This is a genomic window from Streptomyces sp. G45 (genome assembly GCF_049542095.1).
Taxonomy (GTDB): domain Bacteria; phylum Actinomycetota; class Actinomycetes; order Streptomycetales; family Streptomycetaceae; genus Streptomyces.
The window spans coordinates 2,940,338-2,964,127 of the sequence record NZ_JBMUZU010000001.1 but is presented as its reverse complement, the minus strand read 5'-3'; the positions used below and the strand labels follow the sequence as shown (position 1 = coordinate 2,964,127).

Genomic DNA, 23,790 nt, shown 5'->3' with positions numbered 1-23,790 from the left:
TGTTGTACGTTGCTGGCATGGCGGAAACAGCGGCGGCGCCGACAGCGGGCGCGACGATCGGCGACAGCGAATTCGACCGCGACACCGCGGTCACCCTCCGGGAGCCGGGTGTCTACGACACCGACCTCTCCGCGGGCTGGACCATCATCAACGCGGTGAACGGCGGCTATCTCCTCGCGGTCGTCGGCCGCGCCCTCGCGCACGCGCTGCCGCACGCCGACCCGTTCACCGTCTCCGCGCACTATCTGACGGCGTCCGAGCCGGGCCCCGCCGTCATCCGCACCGAGACCGTGCGCGACGGCCGTGGCCTGTCGACTGGGCAGGCCTCCCTCGTGCAGTACGAGCCGGACGGCACGGAGGTCGAGCGGCTGCGCGTCCTCGCCTCGTACGGCGACCTCGACGCGCTCCCCGACGACGTGCGCACCACGGCCGTGCCGCCCGCGCTGCCGCCCGTCGAGCACTGCTTCGGGCCCGACGACGCCCCCGACGACCGGCCGCTGCCCGGCAGTTCGGCGATCGTGGAGCGGCTGTGGCTGAAGCTCGACCCGGCGACGCTCGGCTGGGCCCTCGGGCAGCCGTCCGGCAAGGGGGAGATGCGGGCCTGGTTCGGCCTCGCGGACGGGCGCCCCGCGGATCCGCTGGCGCTGCTGCTCGCGGTGGACGCGCTGCCGCCGACCGCGTTCGAGATGGGGCTCTCGGGCTGGGTCCCGACGGTCGAACTGACCGCCCATGTGCGCGCCCGCCCCGCGCCGGGCCCCCTGCGCGTCGCCATCACCACGCGGAACCTGGCCGGGGGCTTCCTGGAGGAGGACGCGGAGGTCTGGGACAGCGCGGACCGCCTGGTGGCCCAGTCCCGCCAACTGGCCCGGGTCCGCCTGCGCTGACGCCGCCCAACGGCCGGGCCCACCCCACCCACCCGGCGCCCGTCGACCTGGCCCGAGGGGTGCGCGCGTGCCGGTGGTTGCCGACCTGGCCCGGCTGTGGGCAGTCGTTCCGCTGGGGCGGAACGGGTGGGCACAGCCCCGGGTGCCGGGTGCCCGTACGCGCGACCTGGGCGCCGGGCGCCCCCAGGCCCGGGGGACCCCGTCACCCCGTAAGGCACACCCCCGCGTACGACACCCCGCCCACGACCACCCACGCGCACAGCCCCACCAGGGCCACCCGCCCCCCGGTCCGCACGAGCGACCGCAGGTCCACCGCGCTGCCGAGCCCGAACAGAGCCGCGGCCAGCAGGAGTTCCTGGGCGACCCCGGCCGCGTCGAGCGCGCCGCCGGGCAGCCACCCCGTGCTGCGTACGCCGACCATGACCACGAAACCGGCGACGAAGAGCGGCACCAGCGGCGGCCGCCGCCCCGCCCCCGAGGCCTCGGGGGCAGCGGCCCGCGCCCGTACGGCCATCGCGACCGCCGCGACGAGCGGCGCCAGCATGGCCACCCGCATCAGCTTCACCAGCACGCCCTCGCCGAGCGCGTCGCCCCCGGCGGTCTGCGCGGTCGCCACGACCTGCCCCACGTCGTGCACGCTCGCCCCGACCCAGCGGCCGAACTCCGCGTCGCTGAGCCCCAACGGGCCCTGGAGCAGCGGCAGGACGGCGATGGCGAGGGTGCCGCACAGCGTCACCACCGCCACGGACACGGCCGTGTCCCGCTCCTCGCTCTTGGAGACGTCGCTGACCGCGCCGATCGCGGAGGCCCCGCAGATCGAGTAGCCGGTGGCGATGAGCAGCGGCTGGTCGCCGGGAAGGCCCAGACGGCGCCCCAGCCACCACGTGCCGAGGAACGTCGCCGCGACCACCGCGAGCACCATCGCGACCGTCGCCCAGCCCACCCCGAGCACGTCGTCGAGGCTGAGCTTCAGGCCGAGCAGCACCACGCCGACCCGCATCAGCCGCTTCGCGGCGAAGGTCAGGCCGGGGCGCCCGCGCCCGCGGATCCACGCGCGGGCGCCCGGCAGGTGCGCGGCGGCGAGGCCGTACACGATCGCGGCCGTCAGCATGGGCACGCCCGGCACCAGGCGGTGCGTCCCCCAGGCGAGCGCCACACCCGCGGCGGCCAGGGCGAGGCCGGGCCAGGGTCCGGGCCCGACGGCGCCCGCCGCGGCCTGGCCCACGGCGGGCGCGCTCCTGGGCGGGCGCTGTCCGAGCAGCGCCATCAGCGGTCGGCCGGGAGGTCGTAGACCCGCCGTACGCTGCTGCCGAGCCGGGAGATGTCCGCGCCGTAGACGTGCAGGGATATCGCGCGGCCCGCGCCCGCGTTCCACACGCGGTGGATGTCGCCGGGCGGCGCGAAGCCGCACACGGCGCCCGTGGGGTTGACCACGTCCTCCGTGGCGACGAGTTCGGCGGTGGTGTCCGGGCCGGTCGCCGGGACGAGCCGGTAGCGCCGCTCGTGCTCCTCGCCCTCGTGGACGCCGGTCACGCACCACGAGACGTGGTCGTGGATCGACGTGCGCTGACCGGGCAGCCAGACCAGGGCGACGACGGAGAAGCTGCCGTCGGACTCCGCGTGCAGCAGGTGCTGGCGGTAGCGCTCGGGGTCGCCCGCGCACTGCTCGGGGGTGAGCAGGTCGGGCGCGCTCAGGTGCGGGGCGAGCCGCTCGCCGACCAGGTACGCGGTCAGGTCGGGCGGCAGTCCGCGGCCGACGGCGTCCCGGATGTCGGCGACGAGCGCGTCGAGCCGCTCGGTGGTGCGGAGCGGGGCGGCCTGGGCGGATCCCTGTGCGGTGGGGGTGGTCATACAGGCAGCGTCGGACCGGACCAACCATCACGTCCAACGACGGTTTCTTCGTCAAGCCCCAAGAAGCCGTTATGGATCGCCCGGCGACCCCGGCGACCCCGGCGACCCCGGCGACCCCGGCGACCCTGGCGGCCCCGGTGGTCCTGGCGGCCCCGGTGGTCCTGGCGGCCCCGGTGGTCCTGGCGGCCCCGGCGCGGCGGCCCCCGGCTCAGCACCCCACCCGGTTCGCCGCGACCTCCTTCAGCGCGTCCAGGACGAGTCCGGTGGCCGGGATGCGCAGGTGCTCGCGGAGCACGTACGCGGAGACCTGGCGCCGCGACGCGGGGTCGAGCGGGCGGCCGGTGACCGACCGGTGGCAGAGGAAGTTGAGGACGAGCCCCGGCATCATCGCGATGCCCAGGCCCTCCGACACCAGGCTCTGGATGACCAGGTTGTCGTCGGTGGTGAAGGCGATGTCGGGCGCGAAGCCCTGCTCGGCGCACTCGTGCAGGAAGTTGGCCCGGCAGCGCAGGCACCCGGCGATCCAGCGCTCCTCCGCCAGGTCGGCCAGGCGCACCGAGCGGCGCCGCGCCATGGGGTGCCGCGTCGGCATGAGGACCGTCAACTGGTCCTCAAGGAGCGGTACTTCCACCACCTCGTCCGGCACGTCGTCGCGCAGGCCGGGATAGGTGAAGGCGAGGGTGACGTCGGCCTCGCCGTCCACCAGGCGCTTCAGCGACTCCGGCGGCTCGTACTCCTGGAGCTCCACCCTGATGCCGTCGTGGCTGCGGGCGAGCTTGGCCAGCGCCTCCGGTATCAGCGTGGCCGTGGCGCTCGGGAACGCGCACAGCCGGACCCGGCCGGTGCGCAGGCGCGTGATGGCGGTCATCTGGCGCTGGGCCGCCTCGATGTTCCCGAGGATCACCCCGGCGTGCCGGGACAGGGCCTCGCCCGCCTCCGTCAGGCGCATCCGGCGGCCCACGCGCGTGAACAGGACCGTGCCCACGGACCGTTCGAGCGCTTTCATCTGCTGGGTGATCGCGGGCTGCGTATACCCGAGCGAGCGGGCCGCGGCCGAGTAGGAGCCGGTGCGGACCACTTCGTGGAAGGACCTGATGTGCCGGGAGTCGAACACACGCGCATCATAAGCAGAATTTGGGGAGCGCTGAGGATCGTTTCGCGTCGCTTCTGGATCGCCTCGGGCCGCTGGCCGGACACGTGGTGCCGTACGCGTACGTGGTGCCGTACGCGATCCTTGGCGTGTGAAGTCCGACCGGCTGCTGTCGATCCTGCTGCTGCTCCAGACCCGGGGGCGGGTGCCCGCGCACGAGCTGGCCGAGCGTCTTGAGGTGTCCGTGCGCACCATCTACCGCGACGTCGAGGCGCTGTCCGCCTCCGGTGTGCCCGTGTACGCCGAGCGCGGGCGGCACGGCGGGATCGAGCTGCTGCCCGGCTACCGCACGGACGTCACGGGGCTGACCGCCGACGAGTCGCGCGCCCTGTTCCTGCTCGCCGCGCGGGGCGCGCACGCCGCGCTCGGCCTGGACGCGGCGCTCGGTACGGCCCTGCGCAAGGTGATGGCCGCGCTGCCCGCGCCGCACCGGCCCGCCGCGGAGCTGACGAGCCGCCGGATCCTGGTGGACGCCGCGCGCTGGGCGCGCGGCCCGGGCGGGGAGCTGCCCGTGGACCACCTCGGCACGCTCCAGGAGGCCGTCTTCGCCGACCGGCGGCTGCGCGTGCGCTATCTGCACAGCGGCGCGGAGGAGCCGCGCGCGTACACCCTGGACCCGTACGGACTCGTGGCCAAGGCGGGCGTCTGGTACCTGGTCGCCGACCGGCGGGGTGTGCCGCGGCTCTTCCGGGCCGACCGGGTGCGGGCGGCGGCGGTCACCGACGAGCCGGTGCGGCGCCGCGCCGGGGTGGAGCTGGCCGACGTGTGGGCGGAGCTGAAGCGCCGGGTCGAGCGGCGCTCGGGCGGCGGCGTCGAGGTGACGGCGCGGGTGCGCCGGGAGCGCTTCGAGCTGTTCCTGCGCCTGAACTCCGGCGTGCTCACGGCCGTTGACGAGGACGGGAGCGGGGACGAGGGCGGGGGCGAGGGCGCCGGGGACTGGGTGACCGTGCGCCTGGAGCTGGAGGCGGTGGGGGCGGCGCGCACGCTGCTGCCGTTCGCCGACACCGTCGAGGTGCTGGCGCCGCCCGAGGTGCGGGAGGAGTTGGCGCGGGCCGCCGCGGCTGTCACCGCTCTGTACGCCGATGAGCTCCGAAGTGGCCCGCGTTCAGGAAACGACTGAGCGCCGCCGTGAGTTCCGCGGGCGCGTCCTCCTGTACGAGATGTCCCGCGCCCTCGATCAGGCGCAGCTCGGCGCCGGGGATCCGGGCCGCGAGTTCATGGCCGCGCTCGACGGGGATCCAGGTGTCGTCGGTGCCCCAGCACACCAGGACGGGCGGTGCCACCTCGCCGTATCCGTCCTGGATCTCGTCGGTGTGGCGCTGGTCGTTCTGCGCGATCTGCCGGTAGAAGGCGGGCCTGCCCGCCTCCGTGCACCACGGGGCGACCAGGCGGTCGAGGACCTCGGGGTGCAGGCCGCGGTGGCTCGCCGAGCTGACGTACGCGCGCACCAGCGCCTCGTGCAGCGCGGGCGGCAGCTGCGCGAACACCTCCGCGTGCGCGCCGAGCAGCCGGTACGCGGGGGAGCCCCAGGGGGCGAGCGCGACTGGGTCGACGAGGGCGAGGCGGGCGTAGCGGGCGCCGTGCAGGAGGTGGGCGCGCAGGGCGACGCAGCCGCCGAAGTCATGGGCGACGACGGCGGGCGCGCGGTCCCCGTCCAGGCCCCAGTGCGCGAGCAGCCCCCTGAACACCCGGGCCTGCGCGGCGAGCGACACGTCCTGCCCGGCCCGCATCTCCGAGGCGCCGTATCCGGCCAGGTCCCAGACGTACACGCGGTGTTCGCCCGCGAGCGCCCTCGCGACGCCCCGCCACACGTACGAGGAGAAGGGCGTGCCGTGGACGAGGACGACCGGGCTGGCGTCGGCGGGGCCGAGCGCGGTCCAGCGGACGGCGCCGGACTCGGAGGCGAAGGTCTCGTCGAGGGTCCAGTCCGAGGGGCTTGTCATGGTCGTATAGGCTAGTCGCCCCTTACTGGTGCGTCGAGGGCGGCGCGTCGAGCCAGTGCTGGCGGCCCAGGCCGACGAGCCGCAGCTGCCTGCGCGCGGTGTCGATTACCTCCCGGACCTCCCGGACCTCCTGCTCGCCCTCGCCCTCGGCCCCGGTCCCGGCCCCGGCGGAGGTGTGGGCGGCGGCCTCCGTGCCCGCGTAGGTCTCCAGGAGTGCGGACGCCGTCATCACCATGTGGTCCACGTACATCCGCGCCAGCATGAGGACGTCGTCCGCGCTCCAGCCCGCCGCCTCCGGTTCCTTGGCGAACTGCGCCGCCACCTCCCGCGCGAACAGCGCCAGTTGCCCGCCGATCGCCTCCCGCACCGCCCGCACGCCGCCGTGCCGCTCGCGCGCGATGAAGCGCACGTGCGCCGGGTGCTCGCGCACGTACGAGGCGATCAGCTCGACGGCGGCCGCGATGCGCTCCTCGCCGTCGCCGGTGGCCGCCAGCATCGCGGCCAGCGTCGTGTGCAGACTGCCCAGCGCCTCCTCGACGAGGGCCACGCCCAGGTCGGCGGTGTCGCGGAAGTGCCGGTAGAAGGCGGTCGGGGCGACGCCCGCGGCGCGGGTGACCTCGCGCAGGCCCAGGCTGGACAGGCTCTGCTCCTCCAGCAGGCGCAGGGCCGCGTCCAGGAGTGCCTGCCGGGTCCGCTGCTTCTGTGCCTGGCGGGCGCCGACGGTGTGACTCATGCCATGCAGTTAACAACTGTTCTCCGAGTTTCGGAAGCCGTGCGACGAGTAGACTCATGGGTCAGTGAACAGTTGTAACCACAAGCGTTCACCGAAGAGAGGAACCCTCCATGCTCTTCCTCGTCGCCGCCCTCCTGCTGCTCGGCATCGCCATGGGCACCGTGGCGCACGTGCCGCCGACCGTCTCGCTCGTCGCCGCGCTGGTCATCGGCGTCTGGCTGCTGGTGTTCGCGGTCCGCGAGCGGCTGCGCTAGCGCCGGACGGGCTTGATCGTCCTTCCCCTGCCGCATCTGAGAGGCACCCTCATGGACCTGACCGCACCAGTCGGCCGCCGGGACACCGACGGCATGGCCGTCGCCTCCTTCGTCCTCGGACTGCTCGGGCTGCTCGTCCTGAACGTGGTCCTCGGCCCGATCGCGATCGTGCTCGCCTCGCTCGCCCTGTGGCGGGGCACCTCCCGCCGCGGCCGGGCGCTGTTCGGCCTCGGTCTCGGCGTCGCCGACCTCGTCGTCCTCGCCGCGCTCATGTCCGCTGACGGGACGGTGTCCTGGAGCGTCGCGCCCTGAGCGGGCCCGCCCGCGGTGCTCGCGAACCGGCCACGGCGGGGTCCGTCGGCCCCCCGCGGGGTCGGGGCGCGCGGGCCCGGCTCGTAGAATCGTGCCCACCATGGCCTACCTCGACCACGCCGCGACCACGCCGATGCTCCCGGAGGCGATCGCGGCCCTGACCGCGCACCTCTCCGTCACCGGCAACGCCTCCTCGCTGCACGCGGCGGGGCGCCGGGCGCGCCGCACCGTCGAGGAGGCCCGCGAGACGCTCGCCGAGTCGCTCGGGGCCCGCCCCAGCGAGGTGGTGTTCACCTCCGGCGGCACCGAGGCCGACAACCTCGCCGTGAAGGGCCTGTACTGGGCGCGGCGCGACGCCGACCCCGCCCGGGTGCGGGTCCTCGCCAGCCCCGTCGAGCACCACGCCGTCCTCGACGCCGTGGACTGGCTCGCCGAGCACGAGGGCGCCACCGTCGAGTACCTGCCGGTGGACGCGCACGGCCGCGTGCACCCCGAGGCGCTGCGCGCGGCCATCGCCCGCGACCCCGGCAGCGTCGCGTTCGCCACCGTCATGTGGGCCAACAACGAGATCGGCACCCTCCAGCCGGTCCGCGAACTCGCCGACGTCTGCGCCGCCTTCGACGTGCCGCTGCACGCCGACGCCGTGCAGGCCTTCGGCCAGGTGCCGGTCGACTTCGGCGCGTCCGGGCTCGCCGCGATGACCGTCTCCGGGCACAAGATCGGCGGCCCCTACGGCATCGGCGCGCTGCTGCTCGGCCGCGCCTACAGCCCCGTACCCGTGCTGCACGGCGGCGGGCAGGAGCGGCACGTGCGCTCCGGCACGCTCGACGTGCCCGCCATCGCGGCGTTCGCCGTGGCCGGGCGGCTCGCCGCCGAGCGGCAGGAGCGGTTCGCCCGGGAGGTCGGGGCGCTCCGCGACGACCTGGTCGCGGCCGTCCGCGCCGCCGTCCCCGAAGCCCTCCTCGGCGGCGACCCGGACCCCGCCGGGCGGCTGCCCGCCAACGCCCACTTCACGTTCCCCGGCTGCGAGGGCGACTCGCTGCTGCTGCTCCTGGACGCCCAGGGCATCGAGTGCTCGACCGGCTCGGCCTGCACCGCGGGCGTCGCGCAGCCCAGCCACGTCCTGCTCGCCACCGGCACCGACCCGGACCTCGCCCGCGGCACGCTGCGCTTCTCGCTCGGCCACACGTCGACGAAGGCGGACGTCGACGCCGTGGCCGCGGCGATCGGCCCGGCGGTGGAGCGGGCGCGGTCGGCGGGGCTCAGCTAGCGGCGGGGCTCGGCTGGCGGCGGGCCGCGGCTGGCGGCGGCCCTCAGCTGGCGGCGGCCCTCAGTTGGCGGCGGTGCTCGGCTTGCGGCGGGCCGGAGCCCCCGTGGCGCGCGCCCCGGCGCGGGCGAGCCTTGCCCGCTCCCGCCGCACCAGCCGTATGTACCGGTCCCAGTCCCAGTGCGGGCCCGGGTCCGTGTGGTCTGTGCCCTCGACCTCCACGTGGCCGATGATGTGCTCCCGGTCCACCGGGATGTCGTACCGCTCGCAGATCCCGGCCGTGAGCCGCGCCGACGCGGCGTACATCGCGTCGGTGAAGGACGCCTTCCGGTCCACGAAGCCCTCGTGCTCGATGCCCACGCTGCGCTCGTTCATCGACCTGTTGCCCGCGTGGTACGCCACATCCAGCTCGCGGATCATCTGCGCTATGTGGCCGTCCTTGCGGATCACGTAGTGGGCGGCCGCGCCGTGGCCGGGGTCCTTGAAGACCCTCAGCGCCGAGGCGTACCCACCCTGCACCACGTGGATCACCACGCGGTCGATCTCGTAGTCCGACGGGCGGTCGGCGCGCCGCCAGTTCTCGCTGGACGCCGCGATCCACTGGGCGCCCGGCGCGTCCACCTCGCCCTCCCTGCGCTTCTTCACCACCCCGGGCAGGCGCCACCACAGGCGGCCCAGCTCGTCCCGGAGCAGCACGACCGTGCCGACGCCCACCGCCGCGCCGCCGATCAGCAGGGCGCGCCTGCCCGGGCCGCGCCGCGGCTCCACCGGCTCGACCCGCTCGTCCGCACCGCCGCCACCGTTCTCCTCGTCCCCCATGTGATCGTCAACGGATACACCCCGGCGCCGGGTTCCCGCGGGCCCGTACCCTGTTAGGGCTATGACTTCGCAGACCCCGCAGCGCACCAGCCGCCCGCTCCGCGTCCTCGCCGCCATGTCCGGCGGCGTCGACTCCGCCGTCGCCGCCGCCCGCGCCGCCGAGGCGGGGCACGACGTGACCGGTGTCCACCTCGCGCTCTCCGCGAACCCGCAGTCCTTCCGCACGGGCGCGCGGGGCTGCTGCACGATCGAGGACTCGCGCGACGCCCGCCGCGCCGCCGACGTCATCGGCATCCCGTTCTACGTCTGGGACCTGGCCGAACGCTTCCGCGAGGACGTCGTCGAGGACTTCGTCGCCGAGTACGAGGCCGGGCGCACGCCCAACCCGTGCCTGCGCTGCAACGAGAAGATCAAGTTCGCCGCCCTCCTGGACAAGGCCCTGGCGCTCGGCTTCGACGCGGTCTGCACCGGCCACTACGCGCGGGTGATCGTCCGCGAGGACGGCCGCCGCGAACTGCACCGCGCCTCCGACATGGCCAAGGACCAGTCGTACGTCCTCGGGGTCCTGGACGACCGCCAGCTCGCCCACGCGATGTTCCCCCTCGGCGACACGGTCACCACCAAGGACGAGATCCGCGCCGAGGCCGAGCGCCGCGGCCTCGCGGTCGCCAAGAAGCCCGACTCCCACGACATCTGCTTCATCGCCGACGGCGACACCCAGGGCTTCCTCGCCGCCCGCCTCGGCAAGGCCGAGGGCGACATCGTCGACGAGTCCGGCGCCGTCGTCGGCACCCACGAGGGCGCGTACGGCTTCACCATCGGCCAGCGCAAGGGGCTGCGCATCGGCACCCCCGCCCCCGACGGCAAGCCGCGCTACGTCCTCGACATCTCGCCGGTGACCAACACGGTGACCGTCGGCCCCGCCGCCTCCCTGGACGTGACGTCCCTCACCGCCGTCAAGCCCCGCTGGTGCGGGGCCGCCCCCTCCGGAGCGGGCGCCTACACCGCCCAGCTCCGCGCCCACGGCGAGGAGACGCCGGTCACGGCCGAACTGGTGGGCGCCGAGCTGCGCGTCTCCTTCACGGAGCCGGTCCGCGGCGTCGCCCCCGGCCAGGCGATCGTCCTCTACGACGGCACGCGGGTGGTGGGCTCGGCGACGATCGCGTCGACGGAGCGGGCTGCGGCGGCCGTCTGACCGCGCGGGGGCCGTTTGCCTCCTGTCCTCCGCCATGAAGCGGGCGATCCCCGGGGGCGCCGAAGTGCAGCGCAGACAGCGAACGGGGCCGTATGCACCGCGCGCCCCGCCCGCGACGGCCGTCTGCCCTTCGGGGCTGGCCCCGTCGATCGAGGCGTCATAGTCTGCCTACGGCGGGTCACTACTCATCCGGTCAAGTGGTTAGCCGCTGGGTGGCGCATACGTGTACGCGAACGGCGGGAGTCTGTCTCTCGTCCCCCGGGAGGTCGATGGTGCTGCTGCGCTTCAGGGTGGCCAATCATCGGTCGTTCCGGGATGAGTGTGAGCTGTCTCTGGCCAGCGCTGACTCCGCCGACGGTTCTGCGCGCGCGACCGGTCTGCGCCAGGGGGACAGCGAGGTCCTGGCGGAGCCCGTGGTGGGAATCTTCGGGCCCAATGCTTCGGGCAAGTCCAATCTGCTGAGTGCTCTGCGTGATATGCGCGATGCCGTACGTATGTCTTTCGCGGACTGGACGAAACTGACCGAGGTGCCGCGGCAGCCGTTCAAGCTCGCGCCCGAAGCCGCTGAGGAGACGTCGCTGTACGAGGTCGATCTGGCTCTCGGTGTGAACAAGGTGCGTTTCACCTACGGCTTCGAGCTGTCCGACGAGCGGGTCGAGGCGGAGTGGCTGTACGCCTATCCCCGGGGCGAGCGCGTGATCTGGTTCGACCGGGAGGCGGACCGCCCCCCCGAGGACGGAGGCGAGTTCGTCTTCTCTGAAGACGGCCTCAACGGGGAGCGGGATCAGCTGGTCGGTTTCACTCGGCCGAACGCGCTGTTCCTCTCCACAGGAGCGGCTCTGAACGATCCGCAGCTGTCCGCGATCCACCGATGGTTCCTCGACAACCTGTGGCTGATGACCCCGGGCGAGGACGTGGCAGCCCGTACGGAATGGACCCGCCGCCTCCTGGCGGAGCACCGGACACGCGCACAGGCCGACGCCAAGAGGCGGGCCAGGGCGGAAACGGGTGGCAGATCCCACAAACGCCCTCAGCCACCATCACCCGCCCCTCCTAGCGACTATCCGGAGCGACTGGCGCAGCTCCTCGCCATCGCCGACCTCGGCCTTACGGGCGTGGACATCGACCGGGAGACGGGCGAGGTGGCACTGCGGCACCGTACCCCGGACGGTGGCGACGCCCCGCTGGACTTCCGGTCGGAGGAATCGCTCGGTACGCACGCGTGGTTCGCGTTCCTCGGACCTCTGCTCCATGTGCTCGACAACGGCTCCGCCCTGCTCGTGGACGAACTGGACTCCAGCCTTCACCCCACCCTCGCTGGCGAAGTCGTACGCCTCTTCCAGGATCCGCAGGCCAACCCGCGGGACGCGCAGTTGGTTTTCACCACGCATGACGCGACGCTGCTCGGCAGTGAGGTCCTAGACCGCCCGCTCGGCCGCAGCCAGATCTGGATCACGGCGAAACGCAAGTCCGGCGAGTCGGAGCTCTACCGCCTGACCGACGCCGACCCAGGGCCTGACGAGAACCTGGAGCGTGGCTACCTGCGTGGCCGTTACGGAGGCGTGCCCCGCGTGAGCGTGGGCGAGATCGTCCGTGAGCTGGCCTGGCGGGAGCAGGAGAAGGAGCGCGAGCGGGAGGCGGAGGCGACAGCGTGAGCAGGCGGAGCAGAGGCCGGCGCGACCGGCAGACGGAGAGCCCGCTGGTGGTACCGACCGCGACCCCCACGCCACCCCCCACCTCCCGCCGGGAGCGGGTCCTGTACGTGGCCTGCGAAGGCGAGTCCACTGAGCCGGACTACCTGCTGTACCTCCAGGCCCGTTTCGGGAGCGGGGGCGACGACTGGCCGCCGTTCCGCATCCAGCCGGTGTACAAGAAGAACGGCCTCAAGCCCGAGGAAGTCGTCGATGCGGTGAAGGACAAGGCGGCCGAGGACGAAGCCTGGGCGCTTTTCGACCGGGATCAGCACACCAAGATCCCACAGGCGGTCAATGAGGCGGCTGCGAGCGGCGTCGAGATGTGCTTCTCCCACCCTTCCTTCGACCTGTGGCTGCTGCTGCACTTCCAGGCGTTCGGGGGCGGCCAGAGCGGCAGAGGTGATGTCGTGATTGAGAAACTCCGCGCGGCCGACCCGGCGTTCCAGAAGTTCGACAAGCGGAACGATAAAAGCGTCAAGGGTCCACGGGCCGAAGCGCTGAAGGGCAAGGCCAACAAGGCCATCACCCACGCCAAGAGCCTGCTCGCGCAGTGCGAACACGGAGCGTGCAAGCCCTCGCAAGCTAAGATCGTCAAGCCGCGGAGGAACGCGGACGGCGTCGTCGTCGCGCGGCCGGGGCCGAAGCCCCCGCATCAGTGGGCGGCGCGTTCCGGACACGCGCCGGACTGCCCGGTCCTCGGCCGTGACCCGTCGACTGATGTGTGGCGGCTCCTGGTCAGTCTGGGGATCAAGGAGAAGGAGGGGGACTGACGTGTCGGGGGCGGCTTCCGGACGCGCGGACACCGGCGGTTTCCGCGCGGCCCCACTCGGCGTCTAGGCTGCCAGGGCACCCCCAGGGACACCGGGGGATGCCCCCTGGATTCCCGTTAGACGAAGGACCGGCGCGTGGCCCGACTCACCCTGCCCGAACTGGAACGGCACCTGTTCTCCGCCGCCGACATTCTGCGCGGCCGCATGGAGCCCTCCGACTACCGGGACTACATCTTCGGGATGCTGTTCCTCAAGCGCTCGTCGGACGAGTTCCAGCCGGAGTGGGAGCGGGTCTACGCCGAGGCGCTGAAGGCCACGGGCGGCGACGAGGAGCGGGCCAGGAAGCGCGCCGACGACCCCGACTCGTACCCCCGTGTGTACTATGTCCCGCCGCGCGCCCGCTGGTGGAAGGGCCCGCACCCCGACCCTGAACTTCCCGAGGGCTTCGCCCCCGGCATCTGTGAGCTCACCGAGCGGGTGGGGGAGCGCCTCGACGAGGCCCTGGCGGCCCTGGAGGCGGGGAACGAGCGCCTCGCCGGGGTGACCTCCCACATCACCTTCAACGCCCAGATCGGCAACCGTTCCCGCTTCACCACCACCGAGCTGCGCTCCCTCATCCGGCACTTCAGCGTGTACCGGCTGCGCAACGAGGACTTCGAGTTCCCCGACATGCTCGGCGCCGCCTACGAGTACCTGCTCGGCCGGTTCGCGGACAGCGCGGGCCAGAGCGGCGGCGAGTTCTACACCCCGCGCTCCGTGGTGCGCATGCTGGTGCGGCTCGTGGACCCCCAGCCCCAGGAGACGGTCTACGACCCCTGCATGGGCTCCGGTGGCATGCTGATCGCCGCCAAGGAGTACGTGGAGGAGCACGGCGGCAGGCCCGAGCAACTGGGCGTGTGCGGTCAGGACGTCAAGCCCGAGTCCTGGTCGATGGCCAGCATGAACATGGTTCTGCACGGCATCCGCGACTTCGACCTGAGGCACGGCGACACGCTCACCGAGCCGCTCCACATCGACCCGGCGACGGGCCGCCTGCGCACCTTCAAGAAGGTCCTCTCCAACCCCCCCTTCTCGCAGCTCTACGACCGCGAGTCGGTCGAGGCCGCCGAGGCGCGGCACGGGCAGCGCATGAAGTGGGGCTGGGCCCCGGAGAAGGGCAAGAAGGCGGACCTGATGTTCGCCCAGCACATGCTCGGCGTGCTGGACCGGGACGGTGTCGTCGCCGTCGTCATGCCCCACGGAGTGCTCTTCCGGGGTGGCAAGGAACGGGACATCCGGATGGAGTTGCTGCGCGACGACTGCGTGGAGGCGGTCATCGGCATCGGCCCCAACCTGTTCTACGGGGTCGGGGTCCCGGCGTGCGTCCTGATCCTGCGCCGCCCGCACCGCAAGGACCCGGGCAGCACGGAACCGGGCCGCGAGCGCCCGGACCGCCGCAAGAAGGTCCTGTTCATCAACGCCGACCGTGACTTCACCCCGGGCCGCAACCAGAACGAACTCGGCCCGGAGCACGTCGAGAAGATCGTCACGGTGTTCAAGGAGGGCCGTGAGGAGCCGGGCTACTCGGCGTTCGTGACGTGCGACGACCTTCTCGCCGCTGACGCCAACCTCAACATCCGCCGCTGGGTGGACAATTCACCGCCCGCCGAGCCGCAGGACGTGCGCGCGCACCTGTACGGGGGCGTGCCGGTCGCCGAGGTGGAGGGAAAGAAGGACCTCTTCGACGCGTACGGAGTCGACGCGGCGTCGCTGTTCGTGGTGCGGGACGACGACCCGGCGTATTACGACTTCCTGCCGGAGGGCCCGGAGGCGACCGCCGCCCGCATCCCCGGCCTCACGGCCGAGCGGGAGACGGCGCTGCGGACGGCGTACGAGGAGTGGTGGGCCGAGGGCAGGAAACTGTTCGCCCGGCTCGCGGAAGACGGCCGCCTGATGGACCTGCGCGCCGGACTCCTGAAGGGCTTCGCCCAGGCGATCGGGAGCGTCGACGTCCTCGACCGGTACCGGACGGCGGGCATCGTCGCCGACTGGTGGACGGAGTCCCGCTACGACATGAAGGCGCTGGCGGCCGGTGGGTTCCAGCGGGTCCTTGAGGGCTGGGTCGACTCGGCGGAGGCGATCGTGTCACCGGCGGCCGGGGCGACGGGCAAGCGCGCCACGGTGTCCGCCGCGGACCGCCGCCAGGCGATGGACCGGCCGGTGGTGCGGCTGCTGATCCCGGACTTCCTGGACGAGTACAAGCTCGCGGAGGCGGCCTCGGCGAAGGCGGACGCGGCGTACAAGGAGGCGGCGGAGGCGCTGGCGGCGGCGAAGCCGGACCCTGAGGGCGCGGATGACTCCGAGGATGCCTCGGGCCCCGGCGACGCGGATGGTTCGGAGGAGGCGGCTGCCGAGCCCGTTTCGCTGGAGGAACTGGTCCGCCTGGACAAGCAGTTCACGCTTCGGAAGAAGCAGCGTACGGCCGCGACGAAGGCGCGCAAGGCGCTGGAGGACGCCTTCGTCCCGCGACTGCTGAAGGCGGCGGAGGCGGTGCTTGAGGACGAGACCCGGACGAGGGAGGTCGTCCTGACCATCCTGGACGAGAGCCTGCGGGCTCGCCTGGAGTCGGCGGTCGCCGTGGGTCGGCGTGAACTGGTGGCGGCGTTCCGGCGGTGGGCGGAGAAGTACGCGGTGTCGTTGGAGGAGTTGGAGGGGGAGAGCGCTCAGGCCAAGGGGGAGCTGGGGACGTGGCTGGAGGAGTTGGGTTATGGGCGGCGGTGACGTTGAGCTGAACACATCGAGAGATGTGCCCCTCGGCTCGCTACTTGTGGGCATTGAAGGGGGAAGAGCCCCTCCGCAGAGGACACTCCGGCGGGTGATGGCGAGTGGGGTGTACTCAAGGTCAGCGCAATTCAGTCCGGCCGGTTCGTTCCGCGTGAGAACAAGGTGATCCGGAGAGCAGAGCTGATCCATAAGCGCTACGAGGTCAAGCACGGTGACCTGCTGATGACTCGCGCCAACACGGAAGAGCTTGTCGGTTTTGCCTGTGTAGCTCAGCAGCCCCCTCCAAGACTTCTCCTCAGTGACAAGACGTTGCGGCTCCACGTCGATACGACTGTGGCCGAACCTGAGTTCATCGCGCTTGCCTTGGGGCAGCTTGCTGCACGGCAACGTATCCGTGCGCTCGCGACAGGAACGAGTGCGGGCATGAAGAACATCAGCCAGGAGCAGATTCGCCAACTGCCGGTGCCGGATGTCGCGTTGGGCGAACAGCGCCGCATCGTCGCCGCGCACGCCGCGTTCGAGCGGCGGATCGCGGGGTTGGAGCGGGTGCGGAACAAGCTGCGTGTTGCCACGAATGCAGTTGTTGGCCGAGCACTGGACGTGCCGCACCAAGTGACTCTCGGGTCATGGATCGACCGCATTGAGGCTGGCCGCAGCCCTCTGGCCACGGACACACCCGCAGGCGAGGGGGAGTGGGGAGTGCTGAAGGTCAGCGCTGTCCAGGCGGGCGGGTTTGTAGCACAGGAGAACAAGGTCGTGCGGGAACGGCTGCACATCGATCCCGCTTACGAAGTGGCTCGCGGTGACTTGCTCATGACTCGGGCCAACACCGAGGAACTGGTCGGCCTTGCCTGTGTGGTTGATGCTCCCACGCGGCGCCTCATGCTGAGCGACAAGACGCTTCGGCTCGTTCCCGACGCCAATGTGGCCGATGCGGAGTTCATCGCCCTGGTGTTGTCCAGTCCAGCCGTGCGGAGCCAGATCAAGGTGGCGGCGACGGGGACCAGCGCAAGCATGAAGAACATCAGCCAAGAGGCGATTCGTGCCCTGCTTGTCCCCGATGTGCACAAGGGGGAGCAGAGCAGGACCGTGTCAGTGCTCAGGGCGGCGAGACGTCGTGAGGCGTTGCTGAAACAGCGGATTATTAAGCTCCGCACCATTCAGCAGGCCGTGGTCGAAGACCTCCTCGGGGGTCGGGCACCCGTCTCAGCCGCCTGATCCACTCAGAGGTGTCGAGTCCGACTTCACACTCCGTATGAGTGACAGCAGCGCGCCCCGGCCCGTCGTCACGACGACGGCCGGGCTGTCGCTCTCGCGTAGCGCCACGCCGTTCGCTGTTGCAGCCATCTCGATGCAGTTGTTACCCCCTTCATCGGAGAAGGACGACTTGACCCAGCGGAGGCCAGACACGTGTAACACCTCTCACAGCTCTTTGATGACGGTGCGGATGAAATCCCGGGACTTGGGGGCAGTCAACGCCACCTTCTCCACCAAGTCCAGCCGGGCCCGGAAGTGCGCGATCTGCGTGGGAGAGTCGAAGAAGATGGCACCGGTCGGAGAGTCCATCTGCACCGTGTCGAGGTGTCTGTTGGGGGCCTCCACGTAGAGTACGGAGGAGTCGCCGAGCAGAGGGAAGCCGCCAGCGGTGAACGGGATGACTCGCAGCGTGACGTTGGGCCACTCACTGGCTTTCAGCAGATGCCGGAGCTGGGCGCGGGCCACACTGCGGCCCCCGAGTTGCATCCTGATCGCCGCTTCGTGAATCACGCCGACGTACGGGACGGCATGTTCCCCAGCTACTACAGCTTGCCGGGCCATGCGATGGGCTACCCGTAGCTCGACTTCCAGCCGTGGCATGGGCGGCTCGGGGAGCTCGAAGATCGCGCGGGCGTGGTCCTCTGTATGGAACAGGCCCGGCAAATGGGCAATCTGAACGGTACGCAGGCACACGGCGTAGTCCTCAAGTGCGGAGACATCCAGGAAGCTTGGCGGGATCTTGCCCCGGTACTCCTCCCACCAGCCGGTTCTGCGGCCCCCGGTCAGCTCGGCCAGGGCGTCGACCAGAGCCGCGTCGTTGCACTCGTAGATGCTCGCAAGTCGGCGGAGCCGCTCTTCGCTGATGCCGAACCGCCCGGCTTCCACGTTGGAGATGACCGTGCGGTCAGTTCCGAGGTGCTCGGCGGCGGAAGACGCGGACAGTCCTGCTGCCTCACGGAGCCGGCGCAGTTCGGTACCGAAGCGGCGTTGAAGGATGGTTGGGGACTGTCGTGGGGCCATGAAGTCTCTCCTCGTTCGCGCACAGTGTGCCGATCCCGTGCTGAGCGGTCCACCACGGGCAGAAAGTTAACCCTTATGAGTAAGTAGGTAGCACAGTTATGTAGAGATCTCGTACTCTGTGATCCGCGCCGCTCATTCCGCCCCAGGTTGGGAAGCGCACCGCCCCACCCCGCCCGCCCAGGACGGCACAAGGCGCGGCAGAGTCACCGGCGCCGGGGGCACCAGGACGGCCCCAACAGCCCATAACGCAACCCCACTCACCCATCACGACCGCGCACCCCGGGAGGTGCCACCGTGACCCCAGACCAGGGCCCACCCCCGTCCGCGAGCAACGGGACCCCACTCAAGCCAGCTACCACCCCACCCCCTCCCACCCCCTACCTCCTCCCCACCCTCAACCCCCTCTCCGGTCAACCTCACCCCCCGCCCCTCCCCTTCACCTCCCCCTGGCACTACGAACTCCACTTCCCCCGCGACCCCCGAGGCCCCGGCATCGCCCGCCTCACCCTCCGCGCCGTCCTCGCCGCCCACGGGCTCGTCGACCTCACCGACCGCGCGGAACTCCTCGCCTCCGAGCTGACCACCAACTCCGTACGCCACACCCAGGGCCCCGCCTCCGTACGCCTCCAGTGACTGCACCCCGTACTGCGTGTCAGCGTCTGGGACATGGACCCCGAACTACCTGCCCTGCCAGGGCAGTCCTCACCTGCCGGGCCCCACGCCGACGGCGGGCGCGGGCTGCTGATCCTGGACACGGTCGCCGACCGCTGGGGCGGCTGCATGATCGGCGAGAGACCGCACGGGCCATGCGGGAAGACCCTCTGGTTCGAACTGGCCCTGCCCGCGCGGCCCCCCGCCGAGTGCCCGGCGTCCTCCTCGGCGCCCGCCTGACCAGGTCCGAGGGTCCCGTCTCGCCTATGCCATGACCGTGCCCCTGTCACATCCCACCACCGCGAGTACAGTTGTGCGCACGCCGCGCAATGGGGAGACGGGGCGGTCGTGACGGTGCGGCAACGGGCGGGAGTTCGGCAGTGGGGCGGCAAGGGCATCGGGTACTACCGGAGTACGAGAAGACCGAGCTGCCGCTGATCAAGCAGCTCGTCGACCTCGGCTGGGAGCACCTGGAAGGCGCGCCACCCGGCGCACCGGCCACCGACCCGCGCGCCTCTGAGCGGGAGTCGTTCACCGAGACCGTCTACCCGGATCGGTTCAGGGCGGCCGTCGCCCGCATCAATCCTGGCCCGGAGGGGCAGCCCTGGCTCGACCGGGTGCAACTCGACGCGCTGCTCGACCGTGTCCTCGGTACTGTCCGGGGGCCCGGCCGCGCAAAGCCCGGAGTCGCCGGGAACCTCCAGGCGACCCGGCTCCTGCGGGACGGCGTGAACGCCCGCACCCTGCCCGGTTGGGAGGAGGGCGACCCCGAGTTCGTACGACTCGTGGACTGGGACGGCGAGTACCCCGCAGCCCCCGGCGACCCGGACGGGAACGACTGGCTGGCTGTCTCCCAGTTCCGTGTGGAGCGGGAAGGGGCGGCGCCGGTCACCCCGGACCTCGTCCTCTTCGTCAACGGGCTGCCCTGGGTCGTCGTCGAGTGCAAGGCCCCGCTGACCGTTGGCAGCGACAGCAGGGCCGCCCTGGACGCCGCTGTCGCCCAGGTCTGGGACTGCGCGGGGGTGTACGCGTCCGCGCCCGTCACCGCCTTCACCCGCTTCGCCCAGGTTCTGGTCGCCACCGACCGGGACCACGCCGAGGTGGGCACGGTCACCGCCGAGCCCAAGTACTTCGGCCCCTGGCGCACCACCGCCCCCGCGCCCGCCGCCGGATGCGACACGGACATGGCAGTCCTGGCTGTCGGTCTGCTGACGCCACGTCATCTGACGTCCCTCGTGCGGAGCTTCACGACTGACCGGCACCAGAACGGCCGCACGATCAAGGTCATCGGCCGCTACCAGCAGTTCCGGGCCGTCATCTCGCTCGCCGACCGGCTGCGGGCGCGCCACCGGGCCATCGCCGCCGGACACCCACCGAACCCGCGCGGCGGGGTCGTCTGGCACACCCAGGGCTCCGGCAAGAGCCTCACCATGGCCTTCCTCGTACGCTATCTGAGAAGCGATCCGGACCTGCGCACCCACAAGGTCGTCGTGGTCACCGACCGGCGGGACCTGGAGAAGCAGATCCGCCGCTCGCTGACCGCCGCCGAGGAGGCGATCTACCGGTCCAGCACCGTGCGCGACGCACGCAAGAAGCTGGCCGTTGACGTTCCGGACGTCGTCCTCGTCATGCTCCAGAAAGCGAAGCGGGACGACAGCGCCGACGACGGTAGGGAGGAGAAGCTCGCCGAAGGCGTCGACGAACCCTCACACCTGCACAACAAGCCCGCCAACCACAGCTCCCGCATCGTCGTCCTCGTCGACGAGGCCCACCGCGGTAACGAGGGCTGGCAGCACGCCCGGATGCGCGCGCTGCTGCCGAACGCCGTCTTCGTCGGCTTCACCGGAACGCCGATCATCGCTGGCGCGCGCAAGCAGACCGAGCAGATCTTCGGCACCTTCGCCGACGTCTACACGCTGCGCGACGCCGAGCTGGACCGCGCTGTCGTACCGGTGCGCTACGAGGCGTGGGACGTGCCGTTGCAGGTCATCGAGCAGGCCGCCCTCGACGCCCGCTTCGACGAGGAAGTACCGAGCGACCCGGAGCAGCGTCGCCGTGTCCTGCGGAAGTTCGCCCGGCGCAAGGAGATCCAGGAGGCCGAGACCGTCATCGCGGCCAAGGCCGAGCACATGCTGCGGCACTGGGCCGTGAACGCCCTGCCCGACCGCTTCGCCGCCCAGGTCGTCGCCGTCTCCCGGCTCGCCGCCGTCCGCTACCAGGCCGCCCTGCTCGCCGCCCGCGACCGCTTGGTCGCCCAGCTCGACGCCCTGGACCCGGCGCTCGTACACGATCCGAACGCCGCCCTCCACGCGGACGCCGAGACGCTCAAGCTGCTCACCATCCTCCCGCACCGCGAGCTGCTGCGGTCCGTCGACGCCGCCGTGGTCATCTCCGAGCGGTCCGCGACCAGCCCGGGCAGCGACCCGGAAGGCTGGCGCCGCTGGAAGCTCAAGTCCCGCCAGGACGCGTACGTGGAGCGCTTCCTGCAAGGGCTCGGCGACCCGTTGGCCGCAGCGGCCGACCCCGCCTGGGAGGCCGATCCGCACGGTGGTCCGGGGCAGGGGTTCGGCGGCGGCTCCGCCGGGACCGAGCAGTGGCACACCGGCGCAGGCGACGGCGCGGCAGCCACCGAAGACGACGCGCATGGCAGCGAGGCGGCTGCTGAGGACGACGAGCCGCTGGCCTTCCTCGTCGTCCAGTCGATGCTGCTCACCGGCTTCGACGCACCAGTCGAGCAGGTCCTCTACCTCGACCGCGCCATCAGCGGAGTGAACCTCCTCCAGGCCGTCGCCCGCACGAACCGGCCCTACCCGCGGAAGGAGTGGGGCCTCGTCGTCGACTACGCCGGAATCGGCAGGGGCCTCGCCCGGCTGCTGGACGACTACGACCAGCGGCACCTGCGGGAGGTGTACGGATACGAACGCGTCAGCGCCGACCACCTCGACCGCGAGGACTACGGAGCGTTCCCGCAGGAGCAGCCCACGCGCGACGGGCTGCTGCTCCGGGCCGACGAGGCCGCCGAACGGCTCCTCACCGACCTGCACGCCGCCCTCGCGCGCTTCCTGGACGGTCACGGCTTCGCCGCGTACGACGCACAAGGCACTCTCACTCTTGATGACGAAGCCCGCCGCGAGGACCTGCTCGACGTCCTGCGCGACCCGATCGCACGCGGCGAGTTCGACGAACGCGTTCGCGACTTCCTCACCGCGCTCGGCGCGGTGCTGCCCAGGCCCGCCGCGCTGCCGTACGAGCGGCTCGCGGCATGCCTCGGATCCATGCAGTACGACGTACGCCGCCGCTACCTCGACGGCCGCGACGAGTTCAGCCCGCGCCGCTACGGCGCCAAGGTCCGGCAGCTCATCGCCCGTCACCTCCAAGCGGACCAGGCCGAACTCCGCGTACCCCGTGTCGACCTGAGCGACCCGGACTTCATGGAGCGCGTGAAAGCGAACTCCGACCCACGGGCGCGGATCGCCTACATGGAAAGCTCCCTGCGTACACGCATCACCGCGCGCCTCGCTGCGGACCGGGCCACGTACGAAAGGTTCAGCGAGCGCCTGGAAGAGATCGTGCGGCGGATGCGGAAGGACAGTGAACAGGCGGCGGCGGATCTGGCCCAGCTCGTCGGCGACGTCAACGACGCGGAGGGCGAGGCCGGAAACGCTGATGTGGCTGCCGGGCTCGACCCGCTCACCGAGGGGCCCGTCTACCGGGCGCTGGCCAAGGCGCTGGAGGAAGCCGGGATGCTGCCGCTGCCGACGGACCAGGAACTGCATCCTGTCGCCCGCGCGATCACCGACGAGATCGCGGGCCTGGTGAGCGTTCCGTCCTTCATGACCGATGCCGCCACCCGCAACGACGCCCGCAAGACCCTGCGTCTGAAGGTGGAATACCACCTTGGCTTGGACTGGGAGCAGACCGGCGACATCGCTGCTGAGCTGGTGCAACTGGCCGAGGCCCGGCGGTCCGACTTCCTGCTGCGCGGCGATCCCCGATCTCGGCGCTGACAGTGCCCCCGTGTGGCGGGCCCTGTCAGCGCCGAGTGATACGAATACTGCGTGAGCGTCACTGTGGAGTCGGCTATCGCCGAGCTGCCGCTGCCCGCGGAGTGGCAGTGGCAGGTGGTCGTGCGGCCACGGCGGCGGACCCTGGGCATCGAGGTCGCCGAGGACGGCGCGCTGCTCTTCGCCGTACCCGCGAACGCCGAGCCAGCCGCCGTCGCGGAGGCGGTGCGCTCCCGCCTGCCCCGCTTGGCCGCCGAGGTGCGGCGACGCGCGCTGAGCCCAGGGCCACCGGTGAAGGAGCTGGTCAACGGGGCGAGTTTCGCCTACCTGGGGCGTCGCTACCGGCTCAGAGTGCTCCCCGAACCCCACGCCCGGAAGGTCCGGCTCTATCAGGGATGGCTGGAGCTGCCCAGACCCAGCACCCGGCCGGAGGGAGCACAGCGGCTCGCGGACTGGTATCAGGACCGTGGCAGCCGCTGGCTGACAGCCCGCGTGATCCCGCTCGCCGGGCGAGCCGGGGTCTGCCCGGCCGCGGTGGAAGCGTGCGACCTGGGCGGGCGCTGGGGGCTGTGCCGTTCCGACGGGCGGATCGCTCTGCACTGGGCTCTGCTGCAGCTTCCACCGCCGCTCCTCGACCTCGTACTCGTCCATGAGCTCGCCCATCTGAAGGTGAGCGGGCACGGGGTGGCCTTCCGGCGAGCGATGAGAGCCGTACTGCCGGATATCGAGGCGTTGGAGCGACGCTTCGGGGAGGTGGAGGCGAGCCTGTGGCGGGGGGCCGTGGGCTGAGGTCCTGCCGGGTGGAAACGGCACACGCACGCAGAGCTGGCCGTCCCCCGACGCATACGGGAGAAGGCGATCTCCGTCGCGGCTCCTTGTCATGGAGCGAGCACGGGGAACGGCTGCTGAGGCCTCTTCTCCGCGGCCTGGGCGGTCCTTGAGAGACTGGCCCGATGACCGAGACCTCCGGCACCTCGAAGACTCCCAGCCCCCCTGACGGCCTGGACTGGATCCGCGCCGCGCCTGAAGACGAGGACGGTCCCGGTCCGTGGATCGAAATCGCTTTTGGCCCTGGCGACTGCGTGTATCTGCGCGAAACCAGCTCTCCCGACGCTGTCGTCACCACGACGCGGAAGAAGTGGGACGCCTTCGTGCTGGGCGTTCAGGCAGGCGAGTTCGACCATTTCGTGGAGACCGTGGGGGAGGAAGGGCCCGCGCGGTGA

Annotated in this window: 23 protein-coding genes; 15 read left to right on the top strand and 8 right to left on the bottom strand. The window is 71.8% G+C overall.

The genetic code is table 11. The features are described 5' to 3' along the window. Positions 1-17: 17 nt before the first annotated feature. Positions 18-884 (top strand): thioesterase family protein, encoded by an 867-nt coding sequence (locus ACOBQU_RS11775; protein WP_423626421.1) that lies wholly within the window; start codon positions 18-20, stop codon positions 882-884. A gap of 202 nt (positions 885-1,086) precedes the next feature. Here the strand turns inward: ACOBQU_RS11775 and ACOBQU_RS11770 are convergent, their stop codons facing one another. The 3 genes from ACOBQU_RS11770 to ACOBQU_RS11760 all read right to left on the bottom strand — a co-directional run bounded on the left by ACOBQU_RS11770 (position 1,087) and on the right by ACOBQU_RS11760 (position 3,849). After that, on the bottom strand, positions 1,087-2,151 hold the full coding sequence (locus tag ACOBQU_RS11770) for a YeiH family protein (RefSeq protein WP_423626419.1): 1,065 nt from the start codon (positions 2,149-2,151) through the stop codon (positions 1,087-1,089). After that, positions 2,151-2,735 (bottom strand): cysteine dioxygenase, encoded by a 585-nt coding sequence (locus ACOBQU_RS11765; protein ID WP_423626417.1) that lies wholly within the window; start codon positions 2,733-2,735, stop codon positions 2,151-2,153. Before ACOBQU_RS11765 ends, ACOBQU_RS11770 begins: the two co-directional genes overlap by 1 nt. Before the next feature lie 208 nt (positions 2,736-2,943). Continuing rightward, complete coding sequence (locus ACOBQU_RS11760; protein WP_423626415.1) at positions 2,944-3,849, bottom strand: LysR family transcriptional regulator; 906 nt, start codon at positions 3,847-3,849, stop codon at positions 2,944-2,946. A gap of 127 nt (positions 3,850-3,976) precedes the next feature. Here ACOBQU_RS11760 and ACOBQU_RS11755 point away from each other — a divergent pair, with 127 nt between their 5' ends. Further along, positions 3,977-5,005 carry a helix-turn-helix transcriptional regulator gene (locus ACOBQU_RS11755; RefSeq protein WP_423626413.1) on the top strand — a complete coding sequence of 343 codons (1,029 nt, stop codon included), beginning with the start codon at positions 3,977-3,979 and terminating at the stop codon, positions 5,003-5,005. Here the strand turns inward: ACOBQU_RS11755 and ACOBQU_RS11750 are convergent. After that, positions 4,950-5,828, bottom strand: coding sequence for an alpha/beta fold hydrolase (locus ACOBQU_RS11750; RefSeq protein ID WP_423626411.1), 879 nt, complete (start codon positions 5,826-5,828; stop codon positions 4,950-4,952). The genes ACOBQU_RS11755 and ACOBQU_RS11750 overlap by 56 nt on opposite strands. 22 nt (positions 5,829-5,850) lie before the next feature. After that, positions 5,851-6,561, bottom strand: coding sequence for a TetR family transcriptional regulator (locus tag ACOBQU_RS11745; protein ID WP_423626409.1), 711 nt, complete (start codon positions 6,559-6,561; stop codon positions 5,851-5,853). Positions 6,562-6,671: 110 nt separating this feature from the next. On the opposite strand from ACOBQU_RS11745, the gene ACOBQU_RS11740 reads away from it, so the two are divergent. The 3 genes from ACOBQU_RS11740 (at position 6,672) to ACOBQU_RS11730 (ending at position 8,397) form a co-directional block, all read left to right on the top strand. Then, positions 6,672-6,815 carry a hypothetical protein gene (locus ACOBQU_RS11740; RefSeq protein WP_423626407.1) on the top strand — a complete coding sequence of 48 codons (144 nt, stop codon included), beginning with the start codon at positions 6,672-6,674 and terminating at the stop codon, positions 6,813-6,815. Between the two features lie 51 nt (positions 6,816-6,866). After that, the gene (locus ACOBQU_RS11735) at positions 6,867-7,127 is read left to right on the top strand and encodes a DUF4190 domain-containing protein (protein WP_423626405.1); all 261 of its coding nucleotides are present in this window, start codon (positions 6,867-6,869) and stop codon (positions 7,125-7,127) included. Between the two features lie 100 nt (positions 7,128-7,227). Next, positions 7,228-8,397, top strand: a complete 1,170-nt coding sequence (locus tag ACOBQU_RS11730; protein ID WP_423626403.1) for a cysteine desulfurase family protein — start codon at positions 7,228-7,230, stop codon at positions 8,395-8,397. Positions 8,398-8,457: 60 nt separating this feature from the next. Here ACOBQU_RS11730 and ACOBQU_RS11725 read toward each other — a convergent pair whose 3' ends face one another. Then, the gene (locus tag ACOBQU_RS11725; RefSeq protein WP_423626401.1) at positions 8,458-9,213 is read right to left on the bottom strand and encodes an N-acetylmuramoyl-L-alanine amidase; all 756 of its coding nucleotides are present in this window, start codon (positions 9,211-9,213) and stop codon (positions 8,458-8,460) included. Between the two features lie 61 nt (positions 9,214-9,274). Between ACOBQU_RS11725 and mnmA the strand changes: the two genes are divergently transcribed. From mnmA to ACOBQU_RS11700, 5 genes are all read left to right on the top strand, one after another. Beyond that, positions 9,275-10,408 carry a tRNA 2-thiouridine(34) synthase MnmA gene (mnmA, locus tag ACOBQU_RS11720; protein WP_423626399.1) on the top strand — a complete coding sequence of 378 codons (1,134 nt, stop codon included), beginning with the start codon at positions 9,275-9,277 and terminating at the stop codon, positions 10,406-10,408. A gap of 269 nt (positions 10,409-10,677) precedes the next feature. After that, positions 10,678-12,063 carry an AAA family ATPase gene (locus tag ACOBQU_RS11715; protein ID WP_423626397.1) on the top strand — a complete coding sequence of 462 codons (1,386 nt, stop codon included), beginning with the start codon at positions 10,678-10,680 and terminating at the stop codon, positions 12,061-12,063. A gap of 107 nt (positions 12,064-12,170) precedes the next feature. Further along, on the top strand, positions 12,171-12,872 hold the full coding sequence (locus ACOBQU_RS11710; protein ID WP_423626395.1) for an RloB family protein: 702 nt from the start codon (positions 12,171-12,173) through the stop codon (positions 12,870-12,872). Between the two features lie 135 nt (positions 12,873-13,007). Continuing rightward, the gene (locus tag ACOBQU_RS11705) at positions 13,008-15,632 is read left to right on the top strand and encodes an N-6 DNA methylase (protein ID WP_423626394.1); all 2,625 of its coding nucleotides are present in this window, start codon (positions 13,008-13,010) and stop codon (positions 15,630-15,632) included. A gap of 165 nt (positions 15,633-15,797) precedes the next feature. Next, positions 15,798-16,853: a hypothetical protein gene (locus ACOBQU_RS11700; RefSeq protein WP_423626392.1), complete on the top strand. Its 1,056-nt coding sequence runs from the start codon at positions 15,798-15,800 to the stop codon at positions 16,851-16,853. On the opposite strand, the gene ACOBQU_RS11695 is transcribed toward ACOBQU_RS11700, so the two are convergent. Both ACOBQU_RS11695 and ACOBQU_RS11690 read right to left on the bottom strand, forming a co-directional pair. Continuing rightward, entirely contained in the window at positions 16,842-17,045 is a 204-nt protein-coding gene (locus tag ACOBQU_RS11695) for a DUF397 domain-containing protein (RefSeq protein ID WP_423626390.1), read from the bottom strand. The two genes, ACOBQU_RS11700 and ACOBQU_RS11695, sit on opposite strands and share 12 nt — an antisense overlap. 12 nt (positions 17,046-17,057) lie before the next feature. Further along, on the bottom strand, positions 17,058-17,912 hold the full coding sequence (locus ACOBQU_RS11690) for a helix-turn-helix domain-containing protein (protein WP_423626388.1): 855 nt from the start codon (positions 17,910-17,912) through the stop codon (positions 17,058-17,060). A gap of 294 nt (positions 17,913-18,206) precedes the next feature. Here ACOBQU_RS11690 and ACOBQU_RS11685 point away from each other — a divergent pair, with 294 nt between their 5' ends. From ACOBQU_RS11685 to ACOBQU_RS11665, 5 genes are all read left to right on the top strand, one after another. Then, positions 18,207-18,545, top strand: a complete 339-nt coding sequence (locus tag ACOBQU_RS11685; protein ID WP_423626386.1) for an ATP-binding protein — start codon at positions 18,207-18,209, stop codon at positions 18,543-18,545. Between the two features lie 33 nt (positions 18,546-18,578). Then, on the top strand, positions 18,579-18,803 hold the full coding sequence (locus tag ACOBQU_RS11680) for a hypothetical protein (protein WP_423626385.1): 225 nt from the start codon (positions 18,579-18,581) through the stop codon (positions 18,801-18,803). Positions 18,804-18,943: 140 nt separating this feature from the next. Continuing rightward, positions 18,944-22,570, top strand: coding sequence for a type I restriction endonuclease subunit R (locus ACOBQU_RS11675; RefSeq protein ID WP_423626383.1), 3,627 nt, complete (start codon positions 18,944-18,946; stop codon positions 22,568-22,570). 51 nt (positions 22,571-22,621) lie between these two features. Further along, positions 22,622-23,356, top strand: a complete 735-nt coding sequence (locus ACOBQU_RS11670) for a M48 family metallopeptidase (protein WP_423626381.1) — start codon at positions 22,622-22,624, stop codon at positions 23,354-23,356. Positions 23,357-23,520: 164 nt separating this feature from the next. Further along, positions 23,521-23,790 carry a DUF397 domain-containing protein gene (locus ACOBQU_RS11665; RefSeq protein ID WP_423626379.1) on the top strand — a complete coding sequence of 90 codons (270 nt, stop codon included), beginning with the start codon at positions 23,521-23,523 and terminating at the stop codon, positions 23,788-23,790.

What these genes read in the sequence shown, in the direction of transcription:
- ACOBQU_RS11750 (WP_423626411.1), bottom strand. Translation starts at nt 5,828, where the DNA reads ATGACAAGCCCCTCGGACTGGACCCTCGACGAGACCTTCGCCTCCGAG.
- ACOBQU_RS11725 (WP_423626401.1), bottom strand. Translation starts at nt 9,213, where the DNA reads ATGGGGGACGAGGAGAACGGTGGCGGCGGTGCGGACGAGCGGGTCGAG.
- ACOBQU_RS11715 (WP_423626397.1), top strand. Translation starts at nt 10,678, where the DNA reads ATGGTGCTGCTGCGCTTCAGGGTGGCCAATCATCGGTCGTTCCGGGAT.
- mnmA (WP_423626399.1), top strand. Translation starts at nt 9,275, where the DNA reads ATGACTTCGCAGACCCCGCAGCGCACCAGCCGCCCGCTCCGCGTCCTC.
- ACOBQU_RS11770 (WP_423626419.1), bottom strand. Translation starts at nt 2,151, where the DNA reads ATGGCGCTGCTCGGACAGCGCCCGCCCAGGAGCGCGCCCGCCGTGGGC.
- ACOBQU_RS11730 (WP_423626403.1), top strand. Translation starts at nt 7,228, where the DNA reads ATGGCCTACCTCGACCACGCCGCGACCACGCCGATGCTCCCGGAGGCG.
- ACOBQU_RS11775 (WP_423626421.1), top strand. Translation starts at nt 18, where the DNA reads ATGGCGGAAACAGCGGCGGCGCCGACAGCGGGCGCGACGATCGGCGAC.
- ACOBQU_RS11680 (WP_423626385.1), top strand. Translation starts at nt 18,579, where the DNA reads ATGGACCCCGAACTACCTGCCCTGCCAGGGCAGTCCTCACCTGCCGGG.
- ACOBQU_RS11745 (WP_423626409.1), bottom strand. Translation starts at nt 6,561, where the DNA reads ATGAGTCACACCGTCGGCGCCCGCCAGGCACAGAAGCAGCGGACCCGG.
- ACOBQU_RS11735 (WP_423626405.1), top strand. Translation starts at nt 6,867, where the DNA reads ATGGACCTGACCGCACCAGTCGGCCGCCGGGACACCGACGGCATGGCC.
- ACOBQU_RS11690 (WP_423626388.1), bottom strand. Translation starts at nt 17,912, where the DNA reads ATGGCCCCACGACAGTCCCCAACCATCCTTCAACGCCGCTTCGGTACC.
- ACOBQU_RS11665 (WP_423626379.1), top strand. Translation starts at nt 23,521, where the DNA reads ATGACCGAGACCTCCGGCACCTCGAAGACTCCCAGCCCCCCTGACGGC.
- ACOBQU_RS11740 (WP_423626407.1), top strand. Translation starts at nt 6,672, where the DNA reads ATGCTCTTCCTCGTCGCCGCCCTCCTGCTGCTCGGCATCGCCATGGGC.
- ACOBQU_RS11765 (WP_423626417.1), bottom strand. Translation starts at nt 2,735, where the DNA reads ATGACCACCCCCACCGCACAGGGATCCGCCCAGGCCGCCCCGCTCCGC.